Annotated in this window: 27 protein-coding genes; 10 read left to right on the top strand and 17 right to left on the bottom strand. The window is 71.0% G+C overall.

From position 1 onward, the window contains the following. Window positions 1-385 precede the first annotated feature (385 nt). Window positions 386-1,324, top strand: coding sequence for an EamA family transporter (locus tag FNH05_RS02210; protein ID WP_144585478.1), 939 nt, complete (start codon window positions 386-388; stop codon window positions 1,322-1,324). Here the strand turns inward: FNH05_RS02210 and FNH05_RS37760 are convergent. The 3 genes from FNH05_RS37760 to FNH05_RS02200 all read right to left on the bottom strand — a co-directional run bounded on the left by FNH05_RS37760 (window position 1,319) and on the right by FNH05_RS02200 (window position 3,325). Then, window positions 1,319-1,480: a hypothetical protein gene (locus tag FNH05_RS37760; protein ID WP_186382331.1), complete on the bottom strand. Its 162-nt coding sequence runs from the start codon at window positions 1,478-1,480 to the stop codon at window positions 1,319-1,321. The two genes, FNH05_RS02210 and FNH05_RS37760, sit on opposite strands and share 6 nt — an antisense overlap. 69 nt (window positions 1,481-1,549) lie before the next feature. Further along, window positions 1,550-2,674: a S1 family peptidase gene (locus FNH05_RS02205; RefSeq protein WP_144585475.1), complete on the bottom strand. Its 1,125-nt coding sequence runs from the start codon at window positions 2,672-2,674 to the stop codon at window positions 1,550-1,552. A 117-nt stretch (window positions 2,675-2,791) separates the two neighbouring features. Next, window positions 2,792-3,325 carry a helix-turn-helix domain-containing protein gene (locus tag FNH05_RS02200; RefSeq protein WP_144585473.1) on the bottom strand — a complete coding sequence of 178 codons (534 nt, stop codon included), beginning with the start codon at window positions 3,323-3,325 and terminating at the stop codon, window positions 2,792-2,794. Window positions 3,326-3,358: 33 nt separating this feature from the next. Between FNH05_RS02200 and FNH05_RS02195 the strand changes: the two genes are divergently transcribed. Continuing rightward, window positions 3,359-4,702 carry an erythromycin esterase family protein gene (locus tag FNH05_RS02195; RefSeq protein ID WP_246127452.1) on the top strand — a complete coding sequence of 448 codons (1,344 nt, stop codon included), beginning with the start codon at window positions 3,359-3,361 and terminating at the stop codon, window positions 4,700-4,702. Here FNH05_RS02195 and FNH05_RS02190 read toward each other — a convergent pair. The 7 genes from FNH05_RS02190 to FNH05_RS02160 form a co-directional block, all read right to left on the bottom strand. After that, window positions 4,687-5,238: an SRPBCC family protein gene (locus FNH05_RS02190; RefSeq protein WP_144585470.1), complete on the bottom strand. Its 552-nt coding sequence runs from the start codon at window positions 5,236-5,238 to the stop codon at window positions 4,687-4,689. The genes FNH05_RS02195 and FNH05_RS02190 overlap by 16 nt on opposite strands. Before the next feature lie 168 nt (window positions 5,239-5,406). Further along, window positions 5,407-5,913, bottom strand: a complete 507-nt coding sequence (locus FNH05_RS02185) for a mycothiol transferase (RefSeq protein ID WP_144585468.1) — start codon at window positions 5,911-5,913, stop codon at window positions 5,407-5,409. A 10-nt stretch (window positions 5,914-5,923) separates the two neighbouring features. Then, window positions 5,924-6,637, bottom strand: coding sequence for an ABC transporter permease (locus FNH05_RS02180; RefSeq protein ID WP_144585496.1), 714 nt, complete (start codon window positions 6,635-6,637; stop codon window positions 5,924-5,926). A 69-nt stretch (window positions 6,638-6,706) separates the two neighbouring features. Beyond that, complete coding sequence (locus FNH05_RS02175) at window positions 6,707-7,180, bottom strand: MmpS family transport accessory protein (protein ID WP_246127448.1); 474 nt, start codon at window positions 7,178-7,180, stop codon at window positions 6,707-6,709. Window positions 7,181-7,326: 146 nt separating this feature from the next. Further along, a complete protein-coding gene (locus FNH05_RS02170; RefSeq protein ID WP_144585462.1) occupies window positions 7,327-8,097 on the bottom strand; it encodes an MgtC/SapB family protein in 771 nt (256 codons plus the stop codon). A 22-nt stretch (window positions 8,098-8,119) separates the two neighbouring features. Then, window positions 8,120-9,625: an FGGY-family carbohydrate kinase gene (locus FNH05_RS02165; RefSeq protein ID WP_144585459.1), complete on the bottom strand. Its 1,506-nt coding sequence runs from the start codon at window positions 9,623-9,625 to the stop codon at window positions 8,120-8,122. Beyond that, complete coding sequence (locus tag FNH05_RS02160; protein ID WP_144585456.1) at window positions 9,615-11,033, bottom strand: L-fucose/L-arabinose isomerase family protein; 1,419 nt, start codon at window positions 11,031-11,033, stop codon at window positions 9,615-9,617. The genes FNH05_RS02165 and FNH05_RS02160 overlap by 11 nt, the downstream gene beginning before the upstream one ends. Before the next feature lie 98 nt (window positions 11,034-11,131). On the opposite strand from FNH05_RS02160, the gene FNH05_RS02155 reads away from it, so the two are divergent. From FNH05_RS02155 to FNH05_RS02140, 4 genes are read left to right on the top strand one after another with little or no spacing between them, the layout of a single operon-like run. Further along, complete coding sequence (locus FNH05_RS02155) at window positions 11,132-12,127, top strand: LacI family DNA-binding transcriptional regulator (RefSeq protein ID WP_144585453.1); 996 nt, start codon at window positions 11,132-11,134, stop codon at window positions 12,125-12,127. A gap of 53 nt (window positions 12,128-12,180) precedes the next feature. Continuing rightward, complete coding sequence (locus tag FNH05_RS02150) at window positions 12,181-12,432, top strand: FeoA family protein (protein ID WP_186382328.1); 252 nt, start codon at window positions 12,181-12,183, stop codon at window positions 12,430-12,432. After that, window positions 12,429-14,414, top strand: a complete 1,986-nt coding sequence (gene feoB, locus FNH05_RS02145) for a ferrous iron transport protein B (protein ID WP_222426486.1) — start codon at window positions 12,429-12,431, stop codon at window positions 14,412-14,414. Before FNH05_RS02150 ends, feoB begins: the two co-directional genes overlap by 4 nt. Beyond that, complete coding sequence (locus FNH05_RS02140; protein ID WP_144585447.1) at window positions 14,411-14,734, top strand: FeoC-like transcriptional regulator; 324 nt, start codon at window positions 14,411-14,413, stop codon at window positions 14,732-14,734. The genes feoB and FNH05_RS02140 overlap by 4 nt, the downstream gene beginning before the upstream one ends. Here the strand turns inward: FNH05_RS02140 and FNH05_RS02135 are convergent. The 3 genes from FNH05_RS02135 to FNH05_RS02125 are packed head-to-tail and all read right to left on the bottom strand — an operon-like array spanning window position 14,721 to window position 18,364. After that, entirely contained in the window at window positions 14,721-15,722 is a 1,002-nt protein-coding gene (locus tag FNH05_RS02135) for a substrate-binding domain-containing protein (protein WP_144585444.1), read from the bottom strand. The two genes, FNH05_RS02140 and FNH05_RS02135, sit on opposite strands and share 14 nt — an antisense overlap. A gap of 30 nt (window positions 15,723-15,752) precedes the next feature. Next, window positions 15,753-16,796 carry an ABC transporter permease gene (locus tag FNH05_RS02130; RefSeq protein ID WP_246127446.1) on the bottom strand — a complete coding sequence of 348 codons (1,044 nt, stop codon included), beginning with the start codon at window positions 16,794-16,796 and terminating at the stop codon, window positions 15,753-15,755. After that, a complete protein-coding gene (locus FNH05_RS02125; RefSeq protein ID WP_144585441.1) occupies window positions 16,793-18,364 on the bottom strand; it encodes a sugar ABC transporter ATP-binding protein in 1,572 nt (523 codons plus the stop codon). The genes FNH05_RS02130 and FNH05_RS02125 overlap by 4 nt, the downstream gene beginning before the upstream one ends. 236 nt (window positions 18,365-18,600) lie before the next feature. Between FNH05_RS02125 and FNH05_RS02120 the strand changes: the two genes are divergently transcribed. From FNH05_RS02120 to FNH05_RS02110, 3 genes are all read left to right on the top strand, one after another. Continuing rightward, entirely contained in the window at window positions 18,601-19,185 is a 585-nt protein-coding gene (locus FNH05_RS02120) for a helix-turn-helix domain-containing protein (protein ID WP_144585439.1), read from the top strand. Between the two features lie 20 nt (window positions 19,186-19,205). After that, window positions 19,206-19,856: an RES family NAD+ phosphorylase gene (locus FNH05_RS02115; RefSeq protein ID WP_144585436.1), complete on the top strand. Its 651-nt coding sequence runs from the start codon at window positions 19,206-19,208 to the stop codon at window positions 19,854-19,856. Between the two features lie 89 nt (window positions 19,857-19,945). After that, the gene (locus tag FNH05_RS02110) at window positions 19,946-20,395 is read left to right on the top strand and encodes a carboxymuconolactone decarboxylase family protein (RefSeq protein ID WP_144585434.1); all 450 of its coding nucleotides are present in this window, start codon (window positions 19,946-19,948) and stop codon (window positions 20,393-20,395) included. A 33-nt stretch (window positions 20,396-20,428) separates the two neighbouring features. On the opposite strand, the gene FNH05_RS02105 is transcribed toward FNH05_RS02110, so the two are convergent. The 3 genes from FNH05_RS02105 to FNH05_RS37755 all read right to left on the bottom strand — a co-directional run bounded on the left by FNH05_RS02105 (window position 20,429) and on the right by FNH05_RS37755 (window position 21,755). Then, window positions 20,429-20,980 carry a P-loop nucleotide/nucleoside kinase family protein gene (locus FNH05_RS02105; RefSeq protein ID WP_144585431.1) on the bottom strand — a complete coding sequence of 184 codons (552 nt, stop codon included), beginning with the start codon at window positions 20,978-20,980 and terminating at the stop codon, window positions 20,429-20,431. 105 nt (window positions 20,981-21,085) lie between these two features. Then, window positions 21,086-21,460, bottom strand: coding sequence for a VOC family protein (locus FNH05_RS02100; RefSeq protein ID WP_144585428.1), 375 nt, complete (start codon window positions 21,458-21,460; stop codon window positions 21,086-21,088). A gap of 151 nt (window positions 21,461-21,611) precedes the next feature. Further along, window positions 21,612-21,755 (bottom strand): hypothetical protein, encoded by a 144-nt coding sequence (locus FNH05_RS37755; protein ID WP_186382327.1) that lies wholly within the window; start codon window positions 21,753-21,755, stop codon window positions 21,612-21,614. Between the two features lie 127 nt (window positions 21,756-21,882). Between FNH05_RS37755 and FNH05_RS02095 the strand changes: the two genes are divergently transcribed. After that, on the top strand, window positions 21,883-22,389 hold the full coding sequence (locus tag FNH05_RS02095; protein ID WP_144585426.1) for an HAD domain-containing protein: 507 nt from the start codon (window positions 21,883-21,885) through the stop codon (window positions 22,387-22,389). 11 nt (window positions 22,390-22,400) lie between these two features. Here FNH05_RS02095 and FNH05_RS02090 read toward each other — a convergent pair whose 3' ends face one another. Beyond that, window positions 22,401-23,015: a TetR/AcrR family transcriptional regulator gene (locus tag FNH05_RS02090; RefSeq protein WP_144585423.1), complete on the bottom strand. Its 615-nt coding sequence runs from the start codon at window positions 23,013-23,015 to the stop codon at window positions 22,401-22,403. Window positions 23,016-23,075: the final 60 nt, after the last annotated feature.

The raw sequence follows: 23,075 nt of genomic DNA, 5'->3' as shown, positions 1-23,075 counted from the left end.
AAGATCATCTTTGGCGAGAGTTCTTCTACCAAGGACTCCACGCCCGTCTCCAAGCAGGGCCCGTCCACACCACCACCCAGGCCAGCCGCCTCCGACTCACCAACCCGATCTTGGTGAGATCACCTCAATGCGGTGCCATTCGGAAGAACGGCAATCGATGCACAATCGCCACCGGCGGCGGGCGCTGTGTGCACCACCAGAAAAACGATGGAACGGAAGACGCGCTAACATCATTCCTGATCTGATCCCAGTTCCGGGACAGCACCGGGAACGAACGCGGAACTCCCGCTGACTGATCCTCTTCACAGGACTTCCCCGGCGCCATCCACACCCGGGCGCCGGAAAACCGTTGGCCAGTCCCCCGGTCCCGCCGCACACTGCCGGTATGGCCGTAATGGAGACGACCAGCCGTGCCCGGGCGACCGGGCTGAGCCTGACCTCGTGGGTGCTGTTCGCGAGTTCCGGCCCACTGGCCAAGGCGGTGATGGCGGCGGGCTGTCCGGCGGCGGCGGTGACCTCGGTGCGGATCGCGCTGGCCGCGATACTGCTGGCACCGGTGGTCGCCGTGCTGCGGCCGCAGGCACTGCGGTTCCGCCGCGCCGACCTGTGGCCGTTGCTCGGCTACGGCCTGGTCGGCGTCGCCGGGGTGCAGTTGTTCTTCTTCCTGGCCGTGGCCCGGGTGCCGGTGGGAGTGGCGATGGTGCTGGTCAACCTGGCGCCCGCGCTGGTCGCGCTGTGGGTGCGGGTGGTGCGGCGCACCCGGCTGCCCGGGCTGGTGTGGCTGGGTATCGGGCTGGCCGTGGCGGGCCTGGCTCTGGTCGCGCAGGTCTGGCAGGGCGCCCGGCTGGACCTCGCCGGAGTCGCCGCCGGGCTGGCTGCGGCGGTCTGCTCGGCCGGGTACTTCCTGCTGGGCGAACACGGTGCGAGCAGGCACGACTCGTCCGGCCTTACCGCGGCCGGGCTGGTGATCGGGGCGGTCGTGATGGCCGCGGTCAGCCCGCCGTGGACACTGCCGTCGGGCCTGCTCCACGCCCCCGCGGTGCTCGGCGGCCTGCGGGCCCCGGTGTGGCTGGCGCTGCTGACGCTCGCCGTGGCCTGCACCGTGCTGCCCTACCTGGCCGGGCTGCGCGCGCTGCGTGAGCTGCCATCGGCACTCGCGAGCGTGCTGGCCCTGGTGGAACCGCTGGTCGCTGCCGTGCTGGCCTGGCTCCTGCTCGGCCAGGCGCTCGGCGGGGCGCAACTGGCCGGAGCCGTGATACTGCTCGCCGGTGCGACGCTGGTACAACTGGCGTCGAAAGCGGTTTCCACAAGCTCGCCGTCATGAGACCCGCAGCCACTCGTCGAGGACGGCGAAGTCCCTGTCGGTGAGACCGATCCGAGAATCGACCCGGTGCAGCAGGGCTCGCCCGCGGTGGTGCGCCGACACCCACGCCCGGTCCGGCTGCACCTGCCACCCGGCTGCCGTGAGGGGTCCCCTCACGGTCGTATCGACTGTGAGGGGCCCCTCACGGGAAAGACACCGCGAGCGAGTGGGCGGCCGAGCCGCGGCTCAGGCCGTGACCAGCGACAGCCCGTACGTCTGCAGGATCTCGTTCACCGGCTGGAACCACGTCTCGCCGCCGGAACTGCAGTTGCCGTACCCGCCCGACGTGACGCCCTGGGCCTGGTCACCGGAAATGAACGAACCACCCGAGTCGCCCGGCTCCGCGCAGACCGACGTCCGCGTCATCTCGTACACCGCGCCCTGCGAGTAGTTGACCGTCTCGTTCAGGCCCTCCACGACCCCGCAGTGCCAGTGCGACGTCGAACCCGAGCGGCAGACCGAGGTACCCGGCGCCGCGACCGCCGAACCCCGCACCAACTGGTCGCTCACGGTGCCCCAGCCGAGCACGACCGGCACGGTCCACCATCCGTTGCCGATGGCGATGTAGGAATAGTCGTTGCCGGGGAAGGAAGAACCCACGAAGGTCCCCATCGCCGAGCCGTCCCAGCCGGTGACCGTGTTGCCCGGGCTGCCGCAGTGACCGGCGCTGACGAACCCGCCCGACACCGAGAACCCGATGGAGCACCGCACGCTGCCGTTGATGATGTACGGGTCGCCGCCGACGGTGCCTGCCGAGGTCGTCGTGGGACGCGGCGCGGTGGCCACGGCCACGGGGGCGCCGGCCTGCCGCGCCCGGGCGAGGAACGCATCGACGTCGGCGCCCCGCGCGCCGGGCTGCAGGGTCACGACGAGGCTGCCGCTGCGGGGGTCCGTGCGCCATCCGCTCACCGACGCCGGAGCGGGCCGCGCCTTCGCGGAATCGTCGAGCGCCTTCTTCGCACCGTCCAGGACGGCGGCGCTCACCCGGGCGGGCACCGTCGTCGCGCCGGTCCGCTCGACGGCCGCGGCCGACGCGCGGTCGGTCACCGCGACCACGAGCCTGCCTTGTGCGGAGTCGAACCATGCGCCGCCGAAGGCCGCGCCCGCGGCACGCTGGGCCGCGGGCAGTATCTCGCCCGCCGTCTTCTCCTGCGCGAGTCTGGTCTGGACCTGTTCCGCCGTCAGCCCGAAATCGTGTTGCATGGCCGCGAGCAGGCCGGGTGACGCCTGCGCGACGGGTGCCGCGGCCGTGGTGAGACTCAGGGCGAGCGCCGCCGCTCCGCAAACGGCGAACGCGATTCTCGAACGCATGGTTTCTCCCTCCGGGGACCGGACGAAAACACACCGTTCGACGAGTATGCGAGGCATCACCGAAATTGGTCTAGACTTTTGCTCGCACTTGACCGCCTTCTGTCCGATTCCTGTCCGTCAGCCGTCCGCCTCGGTGGGAAACTGGATCACGCTCATGAGCCGGGGCCTGCGATCCGGTGCGGGTTGGTTGCCCGACCGCGACGCGATGACGGCACGAAGCTCGCCGATCATCTCGGTGAGTTCGTCCTCGCTGAGCCAGAAGACGCCCTGCCGGTAGCCGATCCGGTCGGCGAACGGGTCGGCGCCTGACCGGTCGAGGTACGCGTTGAACTCGGCGTGGAGCGCGGCCATGGCGGCGGCGAATCCGCGACGATGGTCATCCACCGACATCGAGGCGCCCGCCTCCGCGTCGATCACCGCCCGGTCCCGGCGCAGCCGGTAGTGGCGCTCCACCGCGCCGCGCACCCGCTGCTCGCCGGCGACCTCCAGTACCCCGCCCTCGGCCAGGAGGCCGACGTGCCGGTACACGGTGGTCTTGGGGACATCGGACAGGCTCGCACACAACTCGGCGGTGGTGCGGACGCGCCCGCCGGACAGGGCATAAACCAGGCGCAGGCGCACCGGATGCAGGAGCAGTTCTAGCGTATCCACCCCCCAATGATCTCATATCCGGTACCATTCCCAATGTTGGGAACATTGATCGAAGGGCAGGACATGGCGACGAACACGGAGACACCCGTCCTCAGCAGCGCGGTGGTGCGACCACTGCACACCCTCGATCCGGGCGGCCCGCTGGACGATCTGGGCTGGCTGGACGAGGTGATCGGGGACGCGAGGGTGGTCGCGATCGGCGAAAGCGCGCACTACAACCACGAGTCCTACCAACTGCGTCATCGCCTGATGCGCTACCTCGTGGAGCGACACGGCTTCGGCGCCTACGCGATGGAGACCGGGTTCACCGAAGGACACCGCACCGACCGTTGGGTCCGAGGCGGCGAAGACCGGATCGGCGAGGTCCTGGCTCAGGGCATGACGTCGCTGATGGGGTTGTGGGCACCGATGCGGACCCTCCTGGAGTGGATGCGGCAGCACAACCGCACGGCCGCGCGGCCGGTGGGTTTCTACGGAATCGACCTGTCGGGCTCGAACCTTTCCCTGTTGCCCGGGCTGGACGCCGCTCTCGACTACCTCGCCGAGGCGGATCCCGGGTTCACGGTGGACCCGGACCTCCGGAAGACCGCCGCCGCGTTCGCAGTGCCGTCGGCATTTTCCTTCGCGCAGGCTATCGCCGCCTACGACGGGCTCGAACCCGCGAGGCGGGACGCGCTGACGGCAGGGCTGTCCGAACTGACCGCACGGCTGGAGGGGCGGTGCCTGGACTACCGGCGGCGAACCGGAGCCGCGGCCTACGAGCGCGCGCTGCGTTCCCTGCGCCTCACCGTCACCATCGACGTGAACGTCCGCGCGATGGCCCGTGGCGAGCGGGAAAGCGCCTTCTACAACCGCGATGCCGCGATCGCCGACACCGTCGAGTGGATCCTGCGGCGGGAGGACCGCATCGTGCTCGCCGCGCACAACGGCCACGTCCAGCGCTGGCCCGCCCACTTTCCCGGCCTGTCCCCGGCCGCGACGATGGGGCTGCACCTGGCCGACCGGCTCGGCGAGGACTACCGCGTCATCGCCACCACCAACGGCAGCGGCCAGACCCTCAACACCGGAGCGGACTTCTACACCGGCACCCTGTTCACCGAACTGGAGCCGCCCGAGCCCGGCAGCCTCGACGCGCTCATGGCCGCCAGCCATGAGGGCCCGTTCGCAGTCGACCTCCGGCGGCTGCCGCCGGCCGATGCCGCCACGGTCAGGGCCATCTCGATGCAGCGTTACGGCACGTTCTCGACCGAATTGAACCCGTTGGAAGCCTTCGACGCCGTCGTCCACCTTCCGCGGGTCACCGCAGCCGAACCCGACGACGACGCGATCGCGTGCTCACCGGTTGACGTGCGAGAGCGCTTTCAATCCCGGTCGTAGTCGTCGCCTGCGGGGTCAGCGGGGAGGCCGGCGGCGGCGATCTCCTCTGCGGCGCGCCTGGCGTCTTCGACACCATGGTGCATGTAGCGCCGCCACAGCGGAACGACGATCCGGCGGATGATCCAGCCGCGGTACGGAAGCGGCTTGAATTCGTAGGTCCAGCGGATGAGCGTGCCTTCGGCATCCGGGGTGAAGGTCCACTCCCCGCGGACACCGGATACCAGGCGCCCCAAGACGTTGGTGAAGCCGCTGATCTCGTAGGCGAACGAGTGCGGGGCGGTGTACTCCGTGAGTCGTTCGACGGCGGTGCTGCCGTCGGTGAGGTCGGGGTTGCGGGACTGGCCCGCCGAGTCCCAGGCGCCGGTCTGGTTCTTCACTCCCCGCACCCCGGGGAAGGGACCCCAGCCCTTGAACACGAGGCTGAGGTCGATCGGGACGATGATCCGGAAGGTCTCCCCGGGAGACAGGTGAGTCCGGGTCTGGACGGTCACGGGAACGGTGCGGTCCTCGGACGAGATCAGCGGAGTGCGTGCCATTGCGGTCACCATCCCACGGATCCGGCGGCGCAGCCGATGAAGTGCATGGTGTCAGTCATGGCTTCACTGTTCACCGGCCCCCTGGGCGTCTGTCGTCTACACCGCTCCGCCCGGCAGCGAGGACGAGGCCAAGCTCGAGTTGATCCGCGTGTCCGCATCCTGGAGGTCCTAGCCGCGGAGCAGGATGCCGCGGATGAGGGCGGCCTGCCCGGCGTGCTGCAGGTCATCGGAGAGCACGCTCACCAACCGCACCCCCAGTGACACCGGCGGGTCCCAGTTCTCGTCCACGATCCGATCGAGTTGCGGTTCCTCCAGGCCCGACAGCCAGGCGACGGTCTGGGCGTGCACGGCGTCGTGATAGCCGGTCAGCAGGTCCGCGGCGACCCGCACCGAGGCCACCTGTGCGGCGCTGTGCCCGTAGCCGGTGTCGGCGGGATCGAGCGTCAGCCCGAACCGCTCGTGCCAGCCCTGACTCGTCCAGACCTGTTCGGCGCCCTCGAGGTCGGCGAGGTGGTCGTCCTGGACGCGGGTGAGGTGCCAGACGAGCCAGGCGATCGAATTGGCCTCCGCATCGAGGCGCCTGGCCAACTGGTCCTCGGTCAGGCCGCGGACCGCCCCGTGCACCACCTGCCGGATCCGGTCGAAGCCGTCGGTCACGAGCTCGGCAACAGTCATGGCCGCCAACCTAGTGCCTTCTCACCAGTCCCGCCGCGACGAACTGCACGACGAGCAGCACCGCGATCGCCTCGGCCGCCAGCAGCGCGATCAGCACCAGGATCTGGGTCACCCCCGCCTGTACCGGGCTCGCCCCGCCGAGCAGCACGCCGACGTAGGCCCCGGGCAGGGTCACCAGGCCCACCGTGCGGGTCTGGTCCAGTGCCGGGATCAGCGCCTGCCCCGCGGTGGGGAGGCAGATCTCCAGTGCGGCGGCCCGCGGCAGGAAGCCCAGCGCCAGGGCCGCCTCGTACTCGCCGTGCCGGGTCTTCAACTCGTCGAGGGCGCGCCGCGCGGCCTGCGAGGTCGCGGTCATCGCGCCGCCGATCACGATGCCCGAAACGGGCACCACCGCGATCGGCTTCGGCGGCAGCACGCCGGAGCCGAGCACCAGCGCGAGCACCGGGGCGGCCCCGCCGCCGATCGCCGCCGCGATCGGGGCGACGCGCCGGGGCACGCCGACCCGCCGGGCCGAGGTGACGGCCGCGACCGCGAACATGAGCAGCACGAACAGGCCGGTCCACCAGCCCGAGCGCAGGACCGCGGTGAGCACCACCGACACCGCCGCGAGCTGCACCGCGGCCCGCAGCGCGGCGACGACCACCGCCCGGCCCGGCCCGAGACCACCGCCGCGGAAGACGACGGCGCCGAGCACCACCAGGGCGGCCAGCACGATCGCCAGCATCGGAGAGATCACCACCGAGCCACCCGTCACGACCTCGATCGTGCCAGTGCCGCGGCGCGACGGCCGGGCTCAGCTCAGGGATTTCGAGCAGCGCACCATGCCGCCCGGCTCCGCGACGGTTCCTTCGGCGACCGTGGTCCCGTCCACCCGCACCCGGCAGTGCAGCGGTCCGGAACCGCTGTTGCGCGCCGAAACGCTGACGTAGAGGGCGCCTCCCGCGGGATCGTGCCGCTCGACGATCATGGTCCAGGGAGTGTCGGCCCTGGCGACCTGCGCGATGGCGGAACCCTGGGCGACGTAGGTGATGTCGAGGGCGGTCTGCCCGCCGCCGAGTTCGTAGGTGACGGTGTGGGCCACCGCCTGGGCCACGGGCGCGGCCACCACCGGCGCCCCGGTCATGCCCGACGGTGAGGGGGCGGGACCACCGGCCGAGCGCTGCCCGGCGACCAGCAGCGTGACCAGGCCGACGGCCAGCATCACGCCGAGCGCGGCAATCAGCACCGTCGTGCCCGAATCGGGCCCTCGCCCGTTCCTGGAGTCCACCGCGGGAACCACACCCATGGCAGGGGTCTTCTCTCGCTTCACCGCGCTTCCGGCGAGCGCGTCAACGGGTATTCGGCAGAAGAGCACCAACCGTTACCCCACAACGGTGAAAGAGACGCATTTCACCCATATGGAGGCCAGTGCGGTTATTCGCTCGTGTCGTCGACTTCCCCGGTCTCCACCGCCACCACGCCCGAATGCTCGGCCAGCGCCGTGAGCAGCACGTTCACCGGACGGGGCCCGAGCAGCCGCATCCGCAGATCGATCAGCCGCCCGCCGCCCCGGGGCGGTCGTGGGAAGCCGTCCTCGTCCGCGGGCTCGGCCTGCCGGCGTTCGGTGACCACGTGCTCGACCGAGTAACCCGCACGAGTGGCGTGTTCGAGCACGCTTCGGAGCACCCCACGCCCGTCCTGATAGGTGACCCGCACGGTTGCGGTGACGGGCCGGGTGCGGGTCAGGACCCGGATCAGGGGCGGGTAGCCGTAGACGACGAGGAAGTGCGCGGCGGTCACGAAGATCGCGAGCAACGGGAGCCCCGCCGCACAGGCGCAGCCGACCGCCACGCTCATCCAGACGACCGCCGCGGTGGTCAGGCCGCGCACCACGTCACGGCGGACGAAGATCAGGCCGCCGCCGATGAAACCGATCCCCGACACGATCTGCGCGGCCATCCGCGAGGGGTCGAGCACGATGCGCCCCTCGGCCAGCACATCGCCGAACCCGTACTTGCTCACCAGCAGGAACAGTGCCGCCCCGACCCCGACCAGCGTGTGGGTCCGCAATCCGGCGCTCTTCTGCTTCAGCTCCCGTTCGAGCCCGATGAGCGAGCACAGCACCAGGGCCAGCACCAGCTCCGCCAGTTGCACCCAGCCCTGGCCCACCGGTTCCCCGAACCCGGCCGCCAGGGCAGAGCGCATCCAAGGCCTCCTCGCTTCTTCTTCAGCTCGCCGGGCGGTCGGCCGCCTTCTGCTCGGCCGCCAGGAAATGCGCCAGCTCCGCCGTCGCCGGGTACAGCTCACGGTAATGGCGGTAGAACCGTTCGTAGACCTCGGTGTGGCCGGCCCGCGGCCGGACCGTGCGGGCCACCGGGTTCCACTCCGCGATCTCCGGTGCGGCACCGGTGGCCACGGCCGCCAGCAGCGCGTCCCCGAAGGCCGCGCCGATGGTCTCGGCGGGCACGTCCTGCTCGGCGCCCGTGACGTCGGAAACGATCTGTGTCCACAGCCCGCCCTGGGTGCCCCCGCCCACGGCGACCAGCCGCCGCGCCTTGCCGCCGGAGGCGTGCATGGCCTCGAGGTTGTGCCGCACGCCGTAGGCGATCCCCTCGAGCACCGCCCGGTACAGCTCCCCCAGGCCGTGCCCGGTGGTCAGTCCGGCGAGGATCCCGCGGGCGTCCGGGTCGAACAGCGGGGTGCGCTCCCCGGCGAAGTACGGCAGCAGCAGCAGGCCGCGGCTGCCCGGCGGCACTTCGGCGGCCCGCGCGAGCAGGCCGGCGAAATCACCGCCGACGAGTCCGCGCAGCCAGTCGGTAATGGCCCCCGAGGTGGCCATGCCCGCGGCGAGCGAGTAGGTGCCGGGGAAGGCGCCCCGCGTGGTCCACAGCCCGGCATGCGGGCGCGGATCGGCCAGAACCTGGATCAGGAACATGGTGGTGCCGTACATCACCATGGTCTCGCCCGGTTCGGTCACCCCGACGCTGGCCGCCTCCGCCCAGGCGTCGACCGTACCGGCGGTGACGGGAAGTCCCTGCGGCAGGCCGGTTTCCGCCGCGGCCGCGGCGCTCACGGTGCCGGCCACCTCGGTCGGCCAGAGCAGCCGGGGCAGCTCGATCCCGGGGGCCACCAGGCTCGCCCAGTCCCGCGCCCAGGTACCGGCCCGGAGGTCGTACATGGGATCGCACTGGCTGGCGGAATGGTGGTCGAGCACGTACTCCCCGGTAAGCCGGTGCACCAGGTACGAGTTCGCCATCAGGAACAGGCTGCTGCGCCGGTACACCTCGGGCTCGTGCCGCGCGAGCCAGCGCCATTTCGGGCCGACCGCCTGCGAGGACAGCGCCGTACCCGCACGTTCCACAATGGACCGCTCGCCGAGTTCCGCGGTGAGTTCGGCGATTTCGGCGTGGGCGCGGGTGTCGACGCCGTAGAGGATCGCCGGGCGCAGCGGGCGCCCCTCGGCATCGGCGGGCAGCAGCACCGGGCCGATCCCGCTGACCGCCAGTCCCGCGAGTGCCCGCCCGTCGGCGGCCGCGGTGAGTTCCCGGCACAGTGCGAGGAAGTCCTGCCACCACACGGATTCCGCGTCGTGCTCGACCCAGCCCGGATGCGGGTGGGAGGTCTCGTGCGCCCGCCAGGCGCGGGCCACGATCTCCCCGCGCGGGGAGACCAGCACCCCCTTGGCGCTGGAGGTGCCGATGTCGATGCCCAGCAGCAGCCCGTCAGACGGCACGGGTCCACTCGTTCAGCTCGACGTCGAGCAGCTTCGCCGCCGCCCGCAGTTCGGCCCGGTGATCACCCGGGATGGCGTGGATGTGGTTCGCGCCGAAGTTCGACAGGAACACCTCGCCGGGCACGTCGAGCCGGGCGAAGGCGTGCGGCCATTCCGGGGTGGACTGGCGCATCAGTGCCTGGTTGGTCTCCTCGTCGTAGCTCTCGAACTCGCCGAGCATGAGCTGGAGCCGGTACCGGCCGTCCTTGCGGGTGAGGCGGCCGAGCGTCATCCGCCCCGGCGCCGCGACGTGGTGGACCGAGGCCCCGCCCGCGGGGAAGAAGAACACCTCGGGATAGAAGTTCACCTTCGCCAGGTTCCGCGCCGGATCGTCGCTGCGGGCGGCGAACCACGTGGCGTGCTGGCCGGAGTTGCACAGATCCCAGATGTCCCGGTCGGCGTGGTAGTGGCGCACGTCGGCGAACAGCACGGGGGTGCCGGAGATCTTGTGGAACAGCTGCATGGTCAGCGCGCCGTCCATATCCGCCTCGGTGGCGGTGATGTGCACGTCCTTGGGCCCGTTCCAGTCGTACGGGTCGTTGAGGAAGGCCTCGGTGACGTCCATCGTGGCGTAGTGCTCGGTCAGCTCGGGCTGCCCCTTGATGCCGGAGAAGTCGAGGTGGCGTTCGGCGATGATGTCCCGGATCGCCTGGTAGGAGCGGATCTGCCGGTCGAGCAGTTCGGGGGTGAGCTTGTCGCCGTCGTAGTGCACGCCGGCGGCGTGGGCCTCGATCCACGCGCGGGCCTTCGCGGTCTCGCCCGGATCGGCCTTTTCCGCGCGCAGGACCAGTTCGTACTGGTCGATCTCCTCGACGTCCACACCGAACTGGCGCATCCACTGGTCGGTGTTGGCGACCGCGGTGTTCATGCCCATGGGACGGCCGCCGAAGCGGCCGAAGGTGGAGCCGCGCAGGGAGGCGACCGCGGCCGCGGCCCGGGCGTGCGAACCGATCTCGGCGGCGAGCGCCGGATCGTCCGGGGCACCCCACAGGCGCGTGTGCGCGCGCCCGATCTGGTCGAGCGCCCCGCCCGCGGCGAGCATGCCGACCAGGCCGGGTTCGGTCGGATCGGTGCTGGCCAGCAGGATCAGCGGGCCGCGGGTGGCGTCGGCGGCGAGCATGGTGAAGTGCGGGAAGCTCCACACCGCGTAGGAAAAGACCGTGACGTCGACGCCCGCGGCGGCGACCTCGCGGGCCACCGAGGTGGCGAGGCTGTTCGTGGCCACCGCTTCGGCGCCCTCGACCACCTCGTGCCCGGCTTCGGTCAGCGAGCGCACCAGCGCGCGCTGCTTGCCGCGAATGAACTCGGCGTTTCGCGCGTGTACGTGATCACGTCCGTCGGAAATGCTGATCACACCGATGCGGGCCACCGCGCCTCCCCGGCGAACGTGCGGGTAATCGATTACCCGTGACGCTATTCTGGCACCCGGGCGGTGTCAATACCGCTGGCGTGGAAGGAGTTTTCGGCGTGCCGACCATCAGCGACGTCGCCAGGAAGGCCGGCGTCTCCACGGCGACGGTGTCCCGTGCGCTCAACGGGAAATCGTCGGTGGACCCGGTACTGGTGAGCCGCGTGCGCATCGCCGCCGAGGAGCTCGGCTACCACCCGAACGCGCTGGCACGGAACCTGCGCCGCCAGGAGACCGCGGTGCTGGCACTGATCATCTCGGACGTGGAGAACCCGTTCTTCACGTCGATCGCCCGCGGGGTCGAGGACGTCGCGCAGACCGCCGGGTACTCGGTGGTGCTGTGCAACTCCGACGAGAACGCGGACAAGGAGCGCCGCTACATCGACGTGGCGCTGCAGGAGCGGGTCGCCGGGGTCATCCTCTCCCCCACCGGCCTGTCCTCCGGCATCGAGCGCCTGCGGCAGCGCGGGACGCCGGTGGTCGCGGTGGACCGGCCGCTCGCCGGCCACGGCACCGACCAGGTGCTGGTGGACACCCGGCTCGCCGCCCGCGAGGCGACCGAGCACCTGATCGCGGCCGGATACCGGCGCATCGGCTGCGTCACCGGGCCTTCCGGGATCCGGACGGCGGACGACCGGCTCGCCGGGTACCGGGACGCCCTTTCGGCGGCCGGGCTGGCCCCCCGCCGCGAACGGCGCGCGGCGTACCGGGCGGCCGGTGGCCGCGAGGCGGCCAGGAAACTGCTGGACGCGCCGCACCCACCGGACGCGCTCCTGGTGGCCAACAGCGCCATGGCGATCGGGGTACTGGAGGAACTGGCCGCGGCGAAGCTGCGGCCGGGGCGCGATGTCGGGGTGGTGGCCTTCGACGACGTGCCGTGGGCGAGCCTGATCGACCCGCCGCAGACCGTCGTGGCGCAGCCTGCCTACGAGATCGGCGCCGAGGCCGCCCGCCTGCTGCTCGCCCGCATCGCGGACCCGGCACGGCCGCCGGAGGCCAGAACGCTGGCCGCTCGTCTGGTCGAACGGGGCAGCAGCCGCCGCGCGCCCGTGTGATCCGGCCCATGGGGCTTTGGTTAGGCAAGCCTATGAGGCATACCCTGCAGTGTATGGACGCCGACGCGAGCACCCTGGCCGCGCTGCCGGTGGGCAGCCGGGCGGTCATCGAGACACCCCTGCTCGACCGCGCCCGCGTGCGGCGCCTGGCCGAACTCGGGCTCCGGGCGGGCACCGAGGTCCTGGTGCTGCACCGCACGGCGGGCGGGGGCCGGGTGATCGCCGTTCAGGACGCCCGCATCGCGCTCGACCGCTCGACGCTGCGGGCGCTGCCCGCCCGTTCGCTCCCGGTGGGTCCGGCGTGAACCGGCCGGTGAAGACGGCCGCGCCCTCGTGCCATTCCGACGCGGCGGGCGGCCCGGCCGTCCCCGGCGCGCCGGTGGTGGCCCTCGCCGGAGCCCCGAACGCGGGGAAGTCCACCCTGTTCAACGCGCTGACCGGGGCCCGCCGCTGGATGGGGAACTGGCCCGGCACCTCGGTCGAGATCGGGCGCGGTGCCTGGAGTCTCGGCGGGGCAGGCAACACCGGGGGAACCGGGGCGAGCCCCGTCAGCCTGATCGACCTGCCCGGCGCCTACAGCCTCGACCCGGCCTCCCCGGACGAGGAACTCACCCGGGACCTGCTCGTCACGGTGCCCCCGGCCGAACGCCCCGAGGTCGTGGTGGTCACCGTGGACGCCGCGCACCTCTCGCGGAGCCTCTACCTTCTCGCGCAGTTGCGGGAACACCCGTACCGGCTGGTCGTGGCGCTGACCATGGCCGACGTCGCGGAGCGCCGGGGCCTGCGGATCGACCCCGCCGCGCTGGGCCGTGAGCTCGGCGCCCCGGTGGTGCCGCTCGACCCCCGGCGGCAAAACGGTCTCACGGCCCTCGCCGAAGCGGTCCGCGAGGCGCTCGCGGCCCCGGTGCCCGCACCGCGCGAGGTGCACCTTTCCGGGGACGGCGAACCGGACGAACTGGCACTGGCCGACGAGCGGTTCTCGTGGATCAGCGAGGCCGTCTCCCGTTCGGTCACCCGGGACCCGGTGGTGCGACGCACCTGGACGGACCGGATCGACCGCTGGGTCACCGCCCCGGTCACCGGCCCGTTGCTGTTCCTGCTGGCGATGTTCGCCGTCTTCGAGATCACCACGACCGTCGCGGCACCGTTGCAGGACGCCCTGAGCAGGTTCTTTTCCGGACCGGTGACCGGCGCGGTCTCCGCACTGCTGAACGCGCTGGGCCTCGGCGGCGGCTGGGTGTCCGGGTTCGTCCTCGACGGCCTGGTCGCCGGTGTCGGCATGCTGCTGACGTTCGTGCCGCTGATGGCGTTGATGTTCGTGCTGCTGGCCGTGCTCGAGGATTCCGGCTACATGGCGAGGGCGGCCGTCGTCACCGACCGCCTGATGCGCCGGATCGGCCTGCCCGGCCGGGCCTTCCTGCCGCTGGTCGTCGGCTTCGGCTGCAACGTGCCCGCGATCAGCGCCACCCGTGCCCTGCCGAACGCCCGGCACCGGGTGCTGACCGCGCTCCTGGTCCCGTTCACCTCGTGCAGTGCGCGCCTGACCGTGTACGTCCTGGTCGCCACCACGTTCTTCCCGCACTACGCCGGTGCCGTGGTGTTCGCCCTGTACCTCGCTTCGATCGTGCTCGTCGTGCTGGTCGGGTTGGCCCTGCGTTTGACGCTGTGGCGCACGATGGGCAGCGAACCGCTGATGATCGACCTCCCGCCCTACCAGCGCCCCACCGCCCGGCTCGTCGGGCTGGTCACCTGGGTGCGGCTCAAGGGTTTCCTGCGTACCGCCGCGGGCATCATCGTGGCCGTCGTGTCCCTGGTGTGGCTGCTGCAGGCGATCCCGGTGCGCGGCGACTCCGGTTTCGGCCAGGTGCCAACGGCCGACAGCGTCTACGGCACGACCGCGCAGGCGATCGCCCCGGTCTTCGAACCCGCCGGGTTCGGCCAGTGGCAGACCGCCAGCGCACTGATGGTCGGTTTCGTGGCGAAGGAGGCGGTGATCTCCTCGTGGGCCCAGACCTACGCGACGAGCGAACCCGCGAACAGCCGGGAACCGGGTCAGCTGGGCAACCAACTCCGGGCCGACTTCGCCCGCTCCTCGCACGGCCATCCGCTGGCCGCGGCCTGGGCGTTCCTGATCTTCCTGCTGGCCTACACGCCCTGCGTGGCCACGCTGGCCGCACAGCGCCGCGAGATCGGGCTGAAGTGGACGGCGTTCGGGATCGCGGTGCAGCTCACCGTGGCCTGGTCACTGGCGGTGCTGGTGTTCCAGCTGGGGAGGTTGGTCCTGTGAACGCGCGGCCTCCCGCCGGTCCGGCCGGACCCCTGCGCGCCGTGCTGACGGCGATGGAGGGCGGGGCACCCTCGGTGGAAGCCGTCGTGCGGGTGACGGACCTGTCCCGCGACGTGGTGGAGGCCGCGCTCGACCACCTGGTGCGGATGGGCCGGGTTTCGGCGGCCGAGCTGGCGAGCGGCTGCACGAGCGGCGGCTGCGGCTCCTGTCCCCTCTCCGCGAAGGGACAGCCGGGCTGTGACACCCGGGACACCCGGGGTACCCGGCCGTCCCCCGTCACCTTCACGCTGCGGCGTCCCCGCCCGGTCAGCGACCGTTGAGGGTCGCATAGACCTGGGCCGCGTTCTCCTTGGTGACCAGCCGGGTGGGCAGGGTCTGGATCTTGGGCATCTGCTTGCAGTCGAGGAGGATCTGCTTGGCGGCCTCGATCGCCTCCTTGCCGCCGGTGGGGTAGACGAAGGTCGCCGAGAGCCTGCCCGCTTCGACGGCCTTGATCCCGCCGGACTCGATGGGCAGCCCGTCGATCCCGGTGATCGGCAGGTCCGGACGGCCCGCGTTCTGCGCCGCGATCCGCGCCCCCTCGCCCATCGGATCGTTCTGCGAGTAGATCGCCTGGATGTCCGGGTGCGCCTTGAGGATCGCGTCGGCCTTCTGCTGTCCCTTGTCGCGCAGCCAGTCGCCGTCCTGGGTGGCCACGATGTCGATGCCGTGGCCCTGGATGCCCTGCGCGAACCCGTCGCCGCGTTCCTTGGCCGGGGTCGAGCCCGCGAGCCCGCGGATCTCGGCGATCTTCCCGCCGTGCGGCAGCAGCACGTTCGCGAAGTACTGCCCGGCCTGGCGCCCGATGTCGACGTTGTCCGCGCCGATGAACTCGGTGTAGGCGTCGCCGTCGACCTTGCGGTCCAGCACGAGCACCGGGATTCCCTTGTCGTAGGCCCGTTTCACCGGCGCGGTCAACGGGGTGGCCTCGTTCGGGCTGATGATGAGCAGGTCGATCTGCTGGGTCAGGAACGTGTCCACCTGCTCGACCTGCTTGGCGTTGTCCTGCGCCGCGTCCGCGAAGTTCACGGTGAACTGCGGCACGGACGCGGCGGCGGCGCGGATGTCGTCGTCCATCCGCTGCCGGTAGGGCTCGGCGACGTTGGCCTGGCTCATCCCGATGGTGTACTTGGCGTTCGGGCCGCATTTCGCGCTTCCCTGCCGCGCGGCAGGCCCGCCGGAGGCGTTGTCGTGCGTCGTTCCGCAACCGGCGACCGCCAGCGCGCCGACCGCCAGCACCGCCGCCGTTCGCCGTGCCCTCCCCGTCATGACGAATCCCCTTCCGTGTTCGGGTGACGTTCAGGTGACCGAAGCCGGCCTGAGCCGCTGCAGGCCGGCGGCGAGCACGATCACCAGGCCGATGATCAGCAGTTGGACGTTCGAGTCGACGTTGTTGAGCGCGAGGATGTTGCGCAGCACGCCGACCAGCAGTGCGCCCGCGACGGTGCCGACGACTGAGCCGCGTCCGCCGCTCAGGCTCGTCCCGCCGATCACCACCGCGGCGATCGCGTCGAGTTCGTACATCGCGCCGTCGTTGGGGCCGCCGAAGTTGAGCTGCCCGGCGTGCACGACGCCCGCCAGCGCGGCGAGCAGCCCGCAGAGGCCGAACACCGCGATCTTCACCCGGGTCACCGGCACCCCGGAGAGCCGGGCGGCCTTCTCGTTGCCGCCGATCGCGTAGACGTGCCGGGAGAAGGCGCTGACCCGCAGCAGCAGCACCGCCAGCGCGGCGACGACGATGAAGATCAGCGCCGGGATCGGCACCAGCCCGTCGAAGGTCCGCTCCCCGAGCAGTGAGAACACCACGGGCGCCTGGCCGGGGCCGTCGCCGTAGGTGATGGTGATGCCCTGCCCGCCCGACCAGATGCGGGCCAGTCCGCGCGCGATCTGCATCCCGGCGAGCGTGACGATGAACGCCTGGATGCCGAACCGTGCGATGGCCACGCCCTGCAGCAGCCCGAACCCCAGCCCGATGGCCAGTACGGCGAGCACCGCGGGGACGACGCCGAAGCCCTTCTCGACCAGCAGCACGGCCGAGCCGACACTGGCGAGCCCGAGGACCGAACCGACCGACAGGTCGATTCCGCCGATGAGGATGACCAGGGTCATCCCGACCGCGAGGATGCCGATCTCCGAGATCGACCGGACCACGTTGAACAGGTTGCCGGAGTCGGTGAACAGCAGGTGCCCGTTCTTGCTCGGCGAGTAGAGCACCGCCGCGGCGAACACCAGCACCAGCCCGAACAGGCTCTGGAACCGGAACAGCAGGTTCAGCAGATCCTGCCGCCGCCGTCGCCGCCGCGGCGCCTCTTCCTCCTCGCGCCCGGCCAGTCCGGCGGTCATCCGGCCCCACCCACCACGAGGTCCTGCACGGTGCCCTCACCCATCGCGGCCGCCAGCAGGTCGGCCTCGGACACGGCCGCGGTGTCCACCTCGCGCATGGTGCGTCCCTCGTGCAGCACCACCACCCGGTCGCACACGCCGACCAGTTCGGCAGGCTCGGACGAGGCGAGCAGCACGCCGGTGCCGCGGGCGGCGATCTCACCGAGCAGGCGGTAGATCTCCGCCTTGGCACCGACGTCCACGCCCCGGGTGGGCTCGTCCAGCAGCAGCAGATCCGGTTCGGTCAGCAGGCCGCGCCCGAGCACCACCTTCTGCTGGTTGCCGCCGGACAGCGACCCCACGGGTGCGTGGAGCGACGCGAGCTTCACCCCCAGCCTGGTCGTCGAAGCCCTTGCCGCCCCACGTTCCTTTCGCCGGGACACCACCCCCAGCCGCGCGATCCTGTCCACAACGGACAGGACCGTGTTGGCGAGTACCGAGTGTTCGAGGACCAGCCCGTCGATCCGCCGGTCCTCCGGCACGAACGCGATCCCGAGCCGGAGCGCGTGGCGCGGCCCGCGCGGGCGGACCGGCTCGCCCCGCAGCAGCACACGGCCCTGCCACGGCCCGGGTGTGCCGACCCCGTAGAGCGTCTCCAGCAGTTCCGTACGGCCCGAACCGAGCAGCCCGGCGAGCCCCACGATCTCGCCCTTCGCGACGCGCAGGGCGACCCCGGCCGGGTCGCGCCGCCCCGGCCGGGCCCGCCTGGGGAGCACCGCGAAGTCCTCCAGCCGCAGCAACTCCCCGGCCGCCCCCGCCCCGGCCTTGTCCCGGGCGCGGAACATCAGCTGCACCGGGCGGCCGACCATCGCCTCCGAGGCCTGGGCCGCGGTCATCGACCGGGCCGCGAACTCGGCGACCACGGAACCGTTGCGCAGCACCGTGGCCCGGTCGGCGATGCGGCCGATCTCCTCCATCCGGTGCGAGATGTAGACGATCCCGGCGCCGCCGCGGCGCAGTTCGCCGATGACCTCGAACAGCCGCTCGACCTCCGGCGCCGAAAGCGCCGAGGTGGGCTCGTCCATGATCAGCACGCGGGCGTCGAGCGAGAGCGCCTTGACGATGGTGACCAGTTGCTGTTCCCCCGTGCGCAGCGCCTCCACCGGAAGGCGTGGCTCGAAGGACACCCCCGTGCGCGCCAGCAGCCGCCGGGTCTCCCGCAGCATCCGCCGCCGGTCGACGGTGCCCCAGCGGGTGCGGGGCTCGCGGCCGAGGAAGACGTTCTCCGCGACCGTCAGCGCCGGGACCAGGTCCAGTTCCTGATGGATCATCGCGATGCCCGCGCGACGGGCGTCGGCGGGCGCGGCCAGCCGCGCGGACTCGCCGCCGAGGCGGATCGTGCCCCGGTCGGCGGCCACCTGACCGGACAGCACCTTCATCAGCGTCGACTTCCCGGCGCCGTTCTCGCCGAGCAGCGCGTGCACCTCGCCCGCGCGCACCGAGAAGTCCACGTCCGCCACCGCCCGCGCGCCACCGAAGGACTTGCTGATGCCGATCATCTCGACCAGCGGAGCGACGTCGCTGTCCATCCGGAGACCCCCACGCCGACGGGGAGAAATCGATTACCCAGGGACGCTAGAGTGACCGTCGACACCTGTCAAGCGGGCCCTCCGGGTGGTTCCGCCCTGGACAGGGGTGACCCCACCTGCCACACTCGGTGGCGTCCGCCTACGGATCGTGTTGGATCACGTGCGGTGAGTGTGCGGATCTGGTGAATTCCCGCACCACAGCGCACGAACCCGCACATCTGCGCTACCGTGTGCGTATGACGGTTGCGCTGGAAAGTGTCCTCGCCAGGGTGGGGCTCCGCGTAGACGCTAAGGAGTTCCTCACCCTCGTCGAAGACGCCGCACGCAGGCTCTCACCGCCCCACCCGGATCCGTCGCACTTCTTCTCCCCCGATCAGCGGGCGGCGCTGACCGACGTCGGGCTGGACCTGTCCGAGTGCCGTGACGACGAGCCCGACTACCGGGCCAGGACGGTGGCCGTGCAGGCGGTGCTGGCCGAATCGGCCCTCACCGTCACCGACGCCGCACGGCTGCTCAACGTCGACCCGAGCCGGATCCGGCACAAGCTCGCCGCCGGCCGCCTCACCGGCTGGAAGGACCAGGGCGGCTGGCGCCTGCCCGCCTGGCAGTTCGCCGGCAGCAACGTGCTGCCCGGGCTGGAGGTCGTCCTCTCCGCCGTGCCGGAGGACCAGCCCCCGCTGGTGGTGGCCGCGTTCATGGCCACCCCGCAGGACGACCTGGTGATCCACGGCAAGCCGGCGACCCCGCGCCAGTGGCTGCTCGCGGGCGGCGACCCCGACCCGGTCGCCGACCTCGCGACCACCCTCGGCACCGCGTTCTAGCGGGCGGATCCTCACCCGAGATGGCACGGCTTCCGCTGCCGCCTGCGCGTGCCGCCCTGGCGCACGAACTGCACCCGGAGGACATTGTCGCGGTGCACCCGGGGACCCGGCTGGTCCGGATCTTCACCGCGCACGGCAACCACCCCCAGCGCTGGAACTCCTTTCGCTACACCGGGCCGCTGCCGCACGGCCGGTTCGACCCGCAGCGCCCCGGCCGTGACGGCACCACGGTGCACGACCCGCGCAACGGGGTGCTCTACTTCGGACTGACCGTGCGCACGAGCATCGCCGAGGTCTACCAGACGACTTCCATCGTGGACCGCAGGACGCGAGGTCCCCGGCTGGTCGTGGTGCGCCCCACCCGCACCCTGCGCCTGCTGGACCTGTCCGGGCTGTGGCCCACCCGGGTCGGCGCCTCGCAGGAGATCTCCAGTGGCCCCAAGAAGATCACGCAAGCGTGGGCGCGGGCGATCCGCGGCGCGTTCAAGGACCTGGACGGCCTGTGGTACCGGTCGTCCATGGACGGCGGGGGGCCCGCGTTGTGCCTGTGGGACCCGCCGGCCGGTTCCGCACTGCCGGTGGAGCCGGACGTGCTGCTGCCGCTGGACCACCCGGGCCTGGACGTCCCGCTCGCCCGGATCTGCGAGGAACTGAACTACGTCCTGCTGTGACCGTGGTGGTTGTTACCTTCCCCGGCTCTGTTCCGTCAGGGGTGTGACGGGCCCGGACGGGCCCGGTAACCGGCGAAGGAGCGAGACCGATGGAAGCCCGCATGAAGAGCCCGGCGAATTCCGACGTGTTCACGGCGATCAAGCACCTCAACAAGGCCGTTCACGCCGGGGGCGCCGACCCGCTCCTGCTCGAACTGGTCCACCTGCGGGCCAGCCAGATCAACGGGTGCGCCCCGTGCGTGTTCGCCGGGATCGGGTCGGCCAAGAAGCGGGGCGAGACCGACCAGCGGCTGCACAACGTGGTCGCGTGGCGCGAAACCCCCTTCTTCACCGATGAGGAGCGGGCGGCACTCGCGCTGACCGAGGCCGCCACCCGCATCCAGGACGGCGCGCCGGGCGTGACCGACGAGATCTGGGCCGCGGCCGCCGCTCACTTCGACGAGAACCAGCTGTCCGCCATCATCCTGGAAATCGCGCTGACCAACTTCTTCAACCGCATCAACCACACCGTGCGGGAGCAGGCGGGCAAGACCTGGTGAGTCGCCCCGCTGCCTGGCCTCGGATCGCGGCCTTCAGCGAGCCTGCCCGAAGGCGACGATCTCGGGCAGGCTCGGGTCGTAGCCGTGGGTGGTGTCGACGGTCAGTGTGGGCAGGTCCATGCGGATCCACCTGAAGTCGTCGAGGCGGTGTCCGCCCGAGTCGATCGCTTTCAGGAGTTCGTGATCGGCGTGCGCGGCCCGGCGGGGATCGCGGGCCGCGCGATGGGCGATGCGGCCGTGGGCGGTCGCGGCTTCGACGGTGCAGCGGATGACGCGGATGCGGGCGAGTTCGGCCAGCGGTTCCAGGTTGGGTTGCCAGACGTGGTGCTGGAAAGCGGCTTCGGCGACAAGGGTGACTCCCGCCCGCAGGAGCAGCGCCAGGACGTCGAAGAATGCCTTCAGTGTGCGAATGTTGAGCGAGTCGCTTCCGCCGGGTTCGTCTCCTGCGGCGGCCTGGGTCATGCCCTGTTTGATTTCGTCGCGGATGACCGCCGGGCAGCCCATTTCCCGGGCGATCCGGTGCGCCAGGGTTGTCTTGCCCGCCCCAGGAGGCCCGCTCACGACGATCAGCGTCGGCAATGCCATAGAGCGCATTGTGGCATTTCAGCCCGGCCCGAGGCGGAAAAGGTGGGGTGAATTTCGTTGTTGCGGCTCGGCTTGGCGCGTCGCGAGGTGACCACCGGCCGATGCTCAGCTCAGGCGAGCTCTCAGAAGACAGAATTCATTGCCTTCGGGGTCGGCGAGGCAGTGCCGGCTCTCCTCGCCGGTCTGGCCGATATCGACCCGACGCGCCCCGACCTTCGGGAGGCGTTCCAGTTCGGCGTCCTGATCGCGGTCGGTGGCGTTGACGTCGAAGTGCATCCGCAACTGGCCCGCCTTGGGGGCAGTGGTGGGGATGAAGCACAGGGTCGGCTGCACTCCGCCGAACCCTTCCCGTGGTCCGATCTCCACCATGCCGTCGTCCGTGGTGTCGAGCACGGTAAAGTCCAGTACCTCGCACCAGAACGCGGCCAGCCGTCGCGGATCCAGGGAAGGGATCACCAGTTCCGAAATTCGAGAGGCCACGATCAGACCCTATACGGCATCGACCACAAACAGCCACTGCAATGGCAAAGCCTATGGCAGCAGCGCGAACCGGCCCGCTTTGCGATGCCGCAAGATCAAGGCGGTGGTTCCGCAGCGGCGGGATCAGGTCGCGAACCGACTTCATAAGGGATCAGATGGCGGGTGGCACCCGTCGTTTGAGGCCGAGCAATGCCTCGGCCGCGGCCAGCAGCGAGATCTTGTCATCCCGGTCCAGCTCGGCGATGCGGTCGTACAGTTCCGGATCGGGCCCGGAAAACCCCCAGTTCACGGTCACGTCACCATCGTATCCGCGACCCACCGCCAACAGCATCACACGATCAAGGACATTTCGAACGCGAATTCGTACAGCGCGCACGAACTAAAAGCGTTCGCCGCTGGGTTCCGGCGGGTAATGTGGGGGCGTGAAACCGTTGCTGCTGGTGGACGTGGACGGGCCGTTGAATCCTTTCGCCGCCGAGACGCGACCGCCCGGCTACGTCGAGCACCAGTGGCGCTTGTCGCGGTGGCGGAGGAAGGCCGTGCGACGGGCCTGGCTCAACCCGGCGCACGGGGTCGCGCTGGTGGAACTGGCCGAGCGAACCGGCGCGGAGTTGGCGTGGGTCACTTCATGGGAACACCTGGCCAACACCACTGTCGGACCGGCGCTGGGGCTACCGGCGCTTCCCGTCGTCGGTGTGCGGGCCTATGACCAACATCCTGACTGGAAGTACGGCGCGGTCGGCCGCTTCGCGGCCAACCGGCCACTGGCGTGGCTCGACGACGACTTCGCTCTGTTCCCCGAGGCTCGCCAACGCTTCATGGCACGCCGAAGCGCCACTACGGCACTGATCCCGGTCGACCCCGCAACGGGAATCACCTCCGGCCACCTGGCCGCGGCGGAAGCGGCACTCCACCAACACCCCGCGTGAACAAACGTCGCTCACCCGTAGACGGTCAGCCAGATGGACCGGGCCAGCGCCCTGGCCATGGCCGGGTCCTCGTCCGGACCGGCGATGTGGCAGTGCAGGGAAATGGTGCGTTCCACCATGCCCGCCAGAAGGCGCGCGGTGTTCTTCGGGTCGAGGTCCGCGCTCACCCGCCCGGCGCGCTGCTCGTCTTCCAGCCGCCGCTGTTCGACCTCGACGAACCCGGCCACCTTGTCCAGCCAGTAGGCCGCGACCTCCTCGTCGTAATAGGAAACCTCGGCCAGCGCGCGCAGCACCCTCGGATGCGCGCGGTAGTGGGTGAGCATTTCACGCATCGCGCGTTCCACGCCCGCGGGGCCGTCCCCGTGGTCGGCGCTCCACCAGTGGGCCGCCGCGTCGAACAGCCCCTGGACGGCCTGGTCGGCGACCGCGATCAGCAGCCTGCTCTTGTCCGGGAAGTGCAGGTAGAACGTCGACCGCGCGATCTGCGCCTGCTCGGCGATCCGCAACACCGAGAGCTCCGTGTACGGCGTGCCCCGGCCGAGTTCGTTCTCCACCGCCTCGACAAGCCTGCGCACGATCTCCTCGCGCTTCGGGCGGTTGCGGGACGCTCTGGTCACGGACGGCATGACCCGAATGCTACAACCGGCCCTCTTGACTCATGGACATAGTGTCGACACTCTGTCCAT

This window comes from Amycolatopsis rhizosphaerae (assembly GCF_007713715.1).
GTDB lineage: Bacteria > Actinomycetota > Actinomycetes > Mycobacteriales > Pseudonocardiaceae > Amycolatopsis_E > Amycolatopsis_E rhizosphaerae.
The sequence above is the reverse complement of the archived record's forward strand: the minus strand, read 5'-3'. Positions and strand labels throughout refer to the sequence as shown.